We start from the raw sequence: 8,701 nt of genomic DNA, 5'->3' as shown, positions 1-8,701 counted from the left end.
ACACGAGCGACAGGACATGTCTTCCCCCCAGTGAGAGCGTCTTCGGCGACGCGGGTCGCGCCACGTCCACCGGCGTTTCGCGGCTCCGGGGATCGCGGTCGAAAACAGGCGCATGATGGCACAGGCGTTCGCGGTGGTGCAGCCTTTATCGGCTGCGCCGCCGAGGATCCCGTCGGCCCGTTTCCGGCCGGGAACGCCTCACGCCGAGCCGCGGGCCACCGCGCCGCGTCACGGGCACCGGCGCGGACCGCACGCCCGTCGTCGCGGGTCAGGACGTCGGTGACGTGAGTTGCCGGCAGATCAGCTGGTGAGCGAGGCGCGCCGTCGCGAGCAGGTCCTCGCGCGGCGTGTCGGCGTTGGACCGCGCGGACAATCCGTGCCAGACGGATTGGACGAGCCCGGTCAGGGCCACCGCGTCGGTGCCCGCGGTCAGTTCCCCGTCCCGGATCGCCCGCTCGACGCGTACGAGGAGGGCCCGCTCGTTCGAGCTGTGCAGTTCGGCGAGGTAGGCGCCGGTGTCGAGCGTGCTCGCGCTGTCGGTCATCACGGCGCTGCTGATGAGGCACCCGGGGTGCGTGGCGCTCGGCCGGGTGAACTCGTGGACCGAGTCGGTCAGGACGCGCTCGATGACGGTCCGGATGTCCTTCGCGGCAACGGCCTGCCGGTAGATCTCGCGGTACCGCTCGGCGTAGGTCCGCACCGCTTCCTCGAACAGTCCGGCCTTGCTGCCGAAGGCGGCGTAGAGGCTGGAGGTGGAAAGCCCCAGGGCCGCGGCCAGGGCCCGGGTCGAGGTGCCGGAATAGCCGCGTCGCCAGAAGAGGCGGGCGGCGTCGAGGACCGCGCGGTCGCGGTCGAAGGCGCGGGGGCGTCCACGGTTGCGTTCGGTCACCCTTGCATTGTAGATCGTTCGCTCCATAATGGATTTATGGAGCGGACGATTCAGAAGAAGCTGTCGGTCGGCGGAGAAAGCTGGATCACGGTCGACGTGTACGGGGAGCCGGGCACTGCGGGCCTCGTCGTCGTCCCGGGCGTGATGAGCGACGCGTACGCGTGGCGCCGCGTTGCGGGCGCCGTCACGGCCTGGCCCTCGGTGGTGGTCGTGAACCGCCGCGGCCGCACTCCGTCGGGGCCGTTGACCGATTCCTACTCGCTGCGCACGGAGGTCGAGGACCTCTGCGTGGTCCTCGACGAGTTCGCCGGCACGAGGGCGCTCTTCGGCTGGAGCTACGGCGGCTTGATCGCCCTGCTGGCCGCCGGCGAGCGGCCGGTTCACCAGGTGATCGCCTACGAGCCGGTGGTGCGGCCGTTCGGGCTTCATGCGCTGCCGGACCTGAAGGCGGCGCAGGAGACGGCGGACTGGGACCGCTGCGTCGAGATCGTCAATCGGCGGATCTCCGGATTCTCCGCGGCGCATGTCGAGGGCCTGCGGGCCGATCACGACGGTTGGGCGGTCCTGCGTCGCTTGAGCGGACCGCTGTGCACCGAGCTCGGCGCGCTCAACGCGACACCGCCTCCGGACGTGATGGCGCGCCGGGCGGATCGGGCCGACCTGATCATCGGCGGGCGCAACCGCGGCAGAGCCCCCTACGGAACGTCGTTCGACGACGTGCGACGGCGCGTCGCGCGCGCCGGAGTCCATGAACTCCCCGGCCAGGGCCACCTGGCCCACATTCAGGCTCCGGCAGCGCTCGGCCGCCTGCTCGACACCCTCGCCGCCGGCTGAGGGGCACCCGTGCCGGCGCACCGCTCCCCGTCGAAGGCCGCGGGCGACCCGTCGAGCGACGCAGGTCACGTCCCCTGCAGCGGGCCGACCCTCAGGGAGACCTCACAGTCGAGTTCCTGTGAGGAGGACCGGCCGTTCTGCCGGTAGTCGAAGCGGCACCGACGCGCGTTCCCCCGCGGAGGAGCGACCACCTTCAACTTCACGGTGTAGAAGATGTCGCTCCGCTCACCGGCGGCGACCCTCACCGGCTCGTCGGCGTGGTTCTCGAGCCGGGCGAAATCCGGAGTTTCGGCCTCTCCCTCACGCGCCAGCAGAGGAAGCCCTTCGGTGTCGTCCAGGTCGTAGGCGCCGTATTCCAGGACCTTCACGCCGGCCGGAACGTGAAGGAGGGAGACGTCCGTTATCTCGATCGGCTCGGAGCTGGTGTTGTGCGGGACGGGCAGGGCGAACCACCAGGTCTCACCCACCTTGGCGTGGTCGCTGCCCACCACACCACTGGACTGGACACCCTCCGCGTCCAGTGCCCGGCCCGCGCCCACCTCCTCCGGCGAAGAGGGGCAGGCGCCGAGCAGGACGGCGGCGAACAGCACCGGCACCCGGGAACGGACGGAGGACGCCAGGCTTTCCCGAGACCGAACCATTCTTCCTCCCGGATGTCGTGACGGCGCCGGTCCGCCGGCCCGGAAACCGGGACGTCGAGGTCGCGGCACCCGCTCGGGAGCGCCTGACGCATGCTGAACCATAAGCGCGAGGACGATCCGCCACGGGGTGCCGGCCCGGCCACTGTCCGAAAACAGTTCTCGTCCTGCGGTGCCGGGCAGCGCCCCTGCCCGTTCGGCGGGCGCGTCTGGGATCCTTCTCCTCATGAGCACACCACCAGACGGACTGCCCGTCTACCGCGTCCTGACGGGGCCGGACGACAGCGCGTTCTGCCGGCGGGTCAGCGAAGCGATCGCCCTCGGCTACGAGCTGTACCAAGGCCCCGCCCTCACCTTCGACGGCGAGCGGGTGATCGTCGCCCAGGCGCTGCTCTGGCCGGCCCGTACGTAAGGGCTTCGCGAGGAGCGGTGGGCGGCGGGTCCGCGGGTGTTCCGGTGGCGCCGGCGCCGTCCCGCCGCGGGGCCGCGACGGTCAGATCACGTCGCGGTCGCGGTCCTCCGGCCGGCCACCGAGCGCGGCCCCCAGGTCGGAGATGTCCGCGTTGAGGGCCGCCATCAGCTCCTCCATCTGCTGCAGCAGGCCCGCCGGCTGCTGCGGGACGCTCTGCACACTTGACGCACCGGACTGCGGCACGGTCTCTTCCGGCATCGAAGGCTCCCAGGCCCTGGCCCCGAAGGGGCGAACGCGACAGACGCCCCGGCGTCGAGGCACCGGGGCGGGGCCGGGTCGGCCCGGCTCCGCCCGAACCAACGACCACCCCGGATGGCGGTCACTGCACCGGTCGTCGAACCGTCGCCGGGTTGACGCTTTTTCACCCTGCCGGTGATCACGGGGAACGTGGGACCGGTGCGTGCGGCGCGTTCCCGCGCCGCGATGCGGTGTGTGGGGTCCCCCGCCGCGATGCGGTGTGACCTCGCGCCGCGTCGCGGTGCAGGATGGGGGCATGGACCTGCGAATCTTCACCGAGCCCCAGCAGGGGGCGACGTACGACACCCTGCTCACGGTCGCCAAGGCCACCGAGGACCTCGGCTTCGACGCCTTCTTCCGCTCCGACCACTACCTGCACATGGGCGACGTCACCGGCCTGCCCGGTCCGACCGACGCCTGGATCACCCTGGCCGGCCTGGCCCGGGAGACCAAGCGGATCCGCCTCGGCACCCTGATGACGGCGGGCACCTTCCGCCTTCCCGGCGTCCTCGCCATCCAGGTCGCGCAGGTCGACCAGATGTCCGGCGGCCGCATCGAACTCGGCCTGGGCGCGGGCTGGTACGAGGACGAGCACAAGGCGTACGGCATCCCCTTCCCCAAGGAGAAGCTCGCCCGCCTGGAGGAGCAGCTCGAGATCGTCACCGGGATGTGGGCCACCGAGGTCGGTAAGACCTTCAGCCACCACGGGACGTACTACGACCTGACCGACTCCCCCGCGCTGCCGAAGCCGGCGCAGCGGAAGGTGCCGGTCCTGATCGGCGGCACCGGCGCCAAGCGCACGCCGCGGCTGGCCGCCCGCTACGCCGACGAGTTCAACGCGCCGTTCATCTCTGTCGAGGACAGCAAGGCCCTGTTCGAGCGGGTGGGCGCCGCCGCCGTGGAGGCCGGACGGGCGGCGGACGACCTCACGTACTCCAACGCCCTGGTGGTGTGCGTGGGCCGTGACGACGCCGAGGTGGCCCGCCGTGCCGGGCGGATCGGGCGTGAGGTCGACGAGCTGAAGCTGAACGGCCTGGCGGGCTCCCCCGCCGAGGTGGTCGAGAAGATCGGCCGCTACGCCGAGGCCGGGTCGCAGCGGATCTACCTCCAGGTCCTCGACCTGGAGGACCTGGACCACCTGGAGCTGATCTCCTCCCAGGTGCAGGCCCAGCTCGGCTGACGTCCGCCGCCGATAAACGAAGGGCGCAGGTCGCGCCCGGTGTGCGATGGTGAGCGGCGTCGTCCTGCGAGCCCCCGGGACAGCGTGTCCCGGGGGCTTCGCATGTCCCGCCGCGGCCGTCACGGACGCCCGGCGGGCCGAACGGGGGAGGAGCCCGGATGTTCCTGACCATCACCGCCACCGGCACGCCGGCCGGCCCGGCCACCGACCTCGGGTTCCTGCTGCACAAGCATCCCGGCAAGGCGCAGCCCTTCTCCACGTCCTACGGCACCGCGCACGTCGTCTACCCGGAGGCCACCGAGGAGCGCTGCACGGCGGCGCTGCTGCTGGAGGTCGACCCGGTGGCGCTGGTGCGCCGCGGCCGGGGCAAGGGGCGCGGCGGGGCGCCGGACTCGGCGCTCGCCCAGTACGTCAACGACCGCCCGTACGCGGCGTCCTCGCTGCTGGCGGTGGCGCTGGGCTCGGTGTTCTCCACCGCGATGAAGGGGCAGTGCAAGGCCCGGCCGGAGCTGCCCGGCCGGCCGCTGCCGCTGCGGGTGGAGATCCCGTCGCTGCCGGCGCGGGGCGGCCCGGAGCTGGTGACCAGGCTGTTCGAGCCGCTGGGCTGGACGGCCGGCGTGCGGCCGGTGCCGCTGGACGCGACGTTCCCCGAGTGGGGCGACTCCCGGTACGTGTCGCTGGTGCTGGAGTCGGACCGGCTGACCGTGGCCGAGACGCTGCGCCACCTGTACGTGCTGCTGCCGGTGCTGGACGGGGCCAAGCACTACTGGGTCTCCCCCGACGAGGTCGACAAGCTGCTGCGGGCGGGTGAGGGCTGGCTGTCCGGCCATCCGGAGCAGCGGCTGATCACCGACCGGTACCTGGCACGCCGCTGGTCGCTGACCCGGCGGGCGGACGAGCGGCTGGAGACCGAGCGGCAGGAACTCCTGCGGCTGGCCCAGGCGGACGACACCGAGGTCGAGGAGATCGACAACGCGGTGCCCGCCGAGGCCGCGCTCGCCGACGCCGCCGCCGACGCCGGCGTCCCCGTCCACGCCGATGCCGTCGGTGCCGCCGTGGAGGACACCACCGTGGAGGCCACCGCCGCGGGGGCCGGTGCCGAGGAGCGCCCCGTGCCGCTGGCGCGGCAGCGCCGGGAGGCGGTCCTGGCCGCGCTGCGCGAGCGGCGCGCGGCCCGCGTGCTGGACCTGGGCTGCGGTGAGGGCCACCTGGTGCGGGAGTTGCTGAAGGACACCCGGTACAGCGAGGTCGTCGGGGTGGACGTGTCGGTGCGGGCCCTCGCCGTCGCCTCGCGGCGGCTGCGGCTGGAGCGGATGGGCGAGCGGCAGGCGTCGCGGGTCCGGCTGCTGCAGGGGTCGCTGGTCTACACGGACAGCAGGCTCAAGGGGTACGACGCGGCGGTGCTCAGCGAGGTGATCGAGCACCTGGACCTGCCGCGGCTGCCCGCCCTGGAGTACGCGGTGTTCGGCTCCGCACGGCCGCGCACCGTCGTCGTCACCACCCCGAACGCCGAGTACAACGTGCGCTGGGAGTCGCTGCCCGCGGGCCACGTCCGGCACGGCGACCACCGGTTCGAGTGGAGCCGGGAGGAGTTCCGCGCCTGGGCGGACTCGGTCGCGGCGCGCTTCGGCTACGACGTCGAGTACCGGCCGGTCGGCCCGGACGACCCCGAGGTGGGGCCGCCCACCCAGCTGGCCCTGTTCACCCTGTGCGCGGACACCGGCGGCGAGAAGCACGCCGGCCGCGCCGGGAGCCGTCACGAGAGCGAAGACCGCAAGGAGGCCGCGGCATGACCGGCGCACCCGTGGAGGAGGCCCGGCCCACCGGGCGCGTCCTGCCCGTCACCGACCTGTCCCTGGTGGTGCTGATCGGCGCCTCCGGCTCCGGCAAGTCCACGTTCGCCGGGCGGCACTTCAAGCCGACCGAGGTGATCTCCTCGGACTTCTGCCGCGGGCTGGTGGCCGACGACGAGAACGACCAGAGCGCCACCAAGGACGCCTTCGACGTGCTCCACCACATCGCCGGCAAGCGGCTCGCCGCGGGCCGGCGGACCGTGGTGGACGCCACCAACGTGCAGCAGGAGGCCCGCCGGCAGCTGATCGCGCTCGCGCGGGAGCACGACGTGCTGCCCGTCGCGATCGTGCTGGACGTGCCGGAGGCGGTGTGCGCGGAGCGCAACGCCGCCCGCGCGGACCGGGCGGACATGCCGCGCCGGGTCGTCCAGCGGCACACCCGCGAGCTCAGGCGCTCGCTGCGGCACCTGGAGCGCGAGGGGTTCCGCAAGGTGCACGTGCTGCGCGGCGTGGAGGAGGTCGAGCACGCCACCGTCACCACCGAGAAGCGGTTCAACGACCTGACCCACCTGACCGGCCCGTTCGACATCGTGGGCGACGTCCACGGCTGCTCCCTGGAACTGGAGGCGCTGCTGCGGAAGCTGGGCTACGCCGACGGCGTGCACCCGGAGGGGCGGACCGCCGTGTTCGTCGGCGACCTGGTGGACCGCGGGCCCGACTCGCCGGGCGTGCTGCGGCGGGTGATGTCGATGGTGGAGTCCGGCAACGCGCTGTGCGTACCGGGCAACCACGAGAACAAGTTCGGCCGTCACCTGCGGGGCCGCCAGGTCCAGCACACCCACGGCCTGGCCGAGACCGTCGCCCAGATGGAGGGCGAGAGCGAGGAGTTCAAGGAGCGGGTCCGGACGTTCATCGACGGGCTGGTCAGCCACTACGTCCTCGACGGGGGCCGGCTGGTGGTCTGCCACGCGGGTCTGCCGGAGAAGTACCACGGCCGGACCTCAGGGCGGGTGCGCTCGCACGCCCTGTACGGCGACACCACCGGCGAGACCGACGAGTTCGGGCTGCCGGTGCGCTACCCGTGGGCGGAGGACTACCGGGGCCGGGCCGCGGTGGTGTACGGCCACACCCCGGTGCCGACGGCCACCTGGCTCAACAACACGATCTGCCTGGACACCGGTGCGGTCTTCGGCGGCAAGCTGACCGCGCTGCGCTACCCGGAGCGGGAGCTGGTGGAGGTGCCGGCCGAGCAGGTCTGGTACGAGCCAGTGAAGCCGCTGGTGAACGAGGCGCCGGGCGGCCACCAGGGGCGTCCGCTGGACCTGGACGACGTGCGGGGCCGGCGGATCGTGGAGACCCGGCACGCCGGGCGGATCTCGGTGCGCGAGGAGAACGCGGCGGCCGCGCTGGAGGTCATCAGCCGGTTCGCGGTGGACCCGCGGCTGCTGCCGTACCTGCCGCCGACCATGGCGCCGACGGCCACCTCCCAGGCCGAGGGCTACCTCGAGCACCCGGTGGAGGCGTTCGCGCAGTACGCGGCGGCCGGGGTGGAGCGGGTGGTGTGCGAGGAGAAGCACATGGGCTCGCGCGCCGTGGCGCTGGTCTGCCGGGACGCGGCGGCGGCCCGGGAGCGGTTCGGCGTGGACGGGCCCACCGGTTCGCTGCACACCCGCACCGGGCGGCCGTTCTTCGACGACGCGCGGGTCACCGAGGAGGTCCTCGGCCGGATCCGCTCGGCGGTCGACGGTGCCGGGCTGTGGGAGGAACTGGACACCGACTGGCTGCTGCTGGACGGCGAGCTGCTGCCCTGGTCGCTGAAGGCGGCCGGGCTGCTGCGCAACCAGTACGCGGCGGTCGGGGCCGCCTCCGGCGCGGTCTTCCCGGGCGCGCTGGCCGCGCTGGAGGCGGCCGGGGCGCGCGGCGTGGACGTGTCGGGGCTGCTGGCCCGGCAGCGTGGACGCGCCGCCGACGCGCAGGCGTTCACCGAGGCGTACCGGCGGTACTGCTGGAGCACCGAGGGTCTGGAGGGCGTGCGGTTCGCGCCGTTCCAGCTCCTCGCCGGGCGGGGCCGCAGCCTCGCGGGCGTGCCGCACGACGAGCAGCTGGCCTGGCTGGACCGGCTGGTGGAGGCCGACGGCAGCGGGCTGCTGCGGCGCACCGGACGGCTGCTGGTGGACACCGGCGACCCGGCCTCGGTGGCCGCGGGCACCGGCTGGTGGCTGGAGCTGACCGGCCGGGGCGGCGAGGGCATGGTCGTCAAACCGCTCGGCGCGCTGGTGCGGGACGCGGAGGGGCGACTGGTGCAGCCCGGCGTCAAGTGCCGCGGGCGGGAGTACCTGCGGATCATCTACGGCCCGGAGTACACCCGGCCGGACAACCTGGAGCGGCTGCGGCAGCGGCACCTGGGGCACAAGCGGTCGCTGGCGCTGCGGGAGTACGCGCTGGGACTGGAGGCGCTGGACCGCCTCGCCGGGGGCGAGCCGCTGTGGCGGGTCCACGAGGCGGTGTTCGCGGTGCTGGCGCTGGAGTCCGAGCCGGTGGACCCCCGGCTGTAGAGCGGCCGGCGGGCGCCCCCGCCACGAGGACGGCGCGGGGCACCGGCGGCGAGCCGGGCCGCGGGAGCGGGCGCCCGGCGCCGCCCCGGTCACCGCCGCCGGT

General features: G+C 73.5%; 8 protein-coding genes. 5 read left to right on the top strand and 3 right to left on the bottom strand.

Features of this window, described 5'->3' with window-relative positions; translation table 11 throughout:
* Positions 1 to 268: 268 nt before the first annotated feature.
* On the bottom strand, positions 269 to 889 hold the full coding sequence (locus tag A2U95_RS20755; protein WP_166025538.1) for a TetR/AcrR family transcriptional regulator: 621 nt from the start codon (positions 887 to 889) through the stop codon (positions 269 to 271).
* A gap of 36 nt (positions 890 to 925) precedes the next feature.
* Here A2U95_RS20755 and A2U95_RS20750 point away from each other — a divergent pair, with 36 nt between their 5' ends.
* Entirely contained in the window at positions 926 to 1,723 is a 798-nt protein-coding gene (locus tag A2U95_RS20750; protein ID WP_166025537.1) for an alpha/beta fold hydrolase, read from the top strand.
* 65 nt (positions 1,724 to 1,788) lie between these two features.
* On the opposite strand, the gene A2U95_RS20745 is transcribed toward A2U95_RS20750, so the two are convergent.
* The gene (locus tag A2U95_RS20745) at positions 1,789 to 2,364 is read right to left on the bottom strand and encodes a hypothetical protein (protein WP_166025536.1); all 576 of its coding nucleotides are present in this window, start codon (positions 2,362 to 2,364) and stop codon (positions 1,789 to 1,791) included.
* Positions 2,365 to 2,587: 223 nt separating this feature from the next.
* On the opposite strand from A2U95_RS20745, the gene A2U95_RS20740 reads away from it, so the two are divergent.
* Complete coding sequence (locus tag A2U95_RS20740; RefSeq protein WP_166025535.1) at positions 2,588 to 2,773, top strand: DUF1737 domain-containing protein; 186 nt, start codon at positions 2,588 to 2,590, stop codon at positions 2,771 to 2,773.
* Positions 2,774 to 2,854: 81 nt separating this feature from the next.
* Here A2U95_RS20740 and A2U95_RS20735 read toward each other — a convergent pair whose 3' ends face one another.
* The gene (locus A2U95_RS20735; RefSeq protein WP_166025534.1) at positions 2,855 to 3,031 is read right to left on the bottom strand and encodes a hypothetical protein; all 177 of its coding nucleotides are present in this window, start codon (positions 3,029 to 3,031) and stop codon (positions 2,855 to 2,857) included.
* Positions 3,032 to 3,326: 295 nt separating this feature from the next.
* On the opposite strand from A2U95_RS20735, the gene A2U95_RS20730 reads away from it, so the two are divergent.
* The 3 genes from A2U95_RS20730 (at position 3,327) to A2U95_RS20720 (ending at position 8,598) form a co-directional block, all read left to right on the top strand.
* The gene (locus A2U95_RS20730) at positions 3,327 to 4,250 is read left to right on the top strand and encodes an LLM class F420-dependent oxidoreductase (RefSeq protein WP_166025533.1); all 924 of its coding nucleotides are present in this window, start codon (positions 3,327 to 3,329) and stop codon (positions 4,248 to 4,250) included.
* Between the two features lie 158 nt (positions 4,251 to 4,408).
* Positions 4,409 to 6,043: a 3' terminal RNA ribose 2'-O-methyltransferase Hen1 gene (locus tag A2U95_RS20725; protein ID WP_166025532.1), complete on the top strand. Its 1,635-nt coding sequence runs from the start codon at positions 4,409 to 4,411 to the stop codon at positions 6,041 to 6,043.
* Positions 6,040 to 8,598: a polynucleotide kinase-phosphatase gene (locus tag A2U95_RS20720; RefSeq protein WP_166025531.1), complete on the top strand. Its 2,559-nt coding sequence runs from the start codon at positions 6,040 to 6,042 to the stop codon at positions 8,596 to 8,598. Before A2U95_RS20725 ends, A2U95_RS20720 begins: the two co-directional genes overlap by 4 nt.
* Positions 8,599 to 8,701 lie beyond the last annotated feature (103 nt).

The organism is Streptomyces chilikensis, from assembly GCF_001642695.1.
Classification (GTDB): domain Bacteria; phylum Actinomycetota; class Actinomycetes; order Streptomycetales; family Streptomycetaceae; genus Streptomyces; species Streptomyces chilikensis.
Note: the sequence above shows the minus strand (reverse complement) of the source record. Positions and strands in the feature narration are given on the sequence as shown.

Coding starts and splice junctions, on each gene's coding strand:
- A2U95_RS20750 (WP_166025537.1), top strand. CDS start 926: ATGGAGCGGACGATTCAGAAGAAGCTGTCGGTCGGCGGAGAAAGCTGG.
- A2U95_RS20745 (WP_166025536.1), bottom strand. CDS start 2,364: ATGGTTCGGTCTCGGGAAAGCCTGGCGTCCTCCGTCCGTTCCCGGGTG.
- A2U95_RS20740 (WP_166025535.1), top strand. CDS start 2,588: ATGAGCACACCACCAGACGGACTGCCCGTCTACCGCGTCCTGACGGGG.
- A2U95_RS20735 (WP_166025534.1), bottom strand. CDS start 3,031: ATGCCGGAAGAGACCGTGCCGCAGTCCGGTGCGTCAAGTGTGCAGAGC.
- A2U95_RS20730 (WP_166025533.1), top strand. CDS start 3,327: ATGGACCTGCGAATCTTCACCGAGCCCCAGCAGGGGGCGACGTACGAC.
- A2U95_RS20725 (WP_166025532.1), top strand. CDS start 4,409: ATGTTCCTGACCATCACCGCCACCGGCACGCCGGCCGGCCCGGCCACC.
- A2U95_RS20720 (WP_166025531.1), top strand. CDS start 6,040: ATGACCGGCGCACCCGTGGAGGAGGCCCGGCCCACCGGGCGCGTCCTG.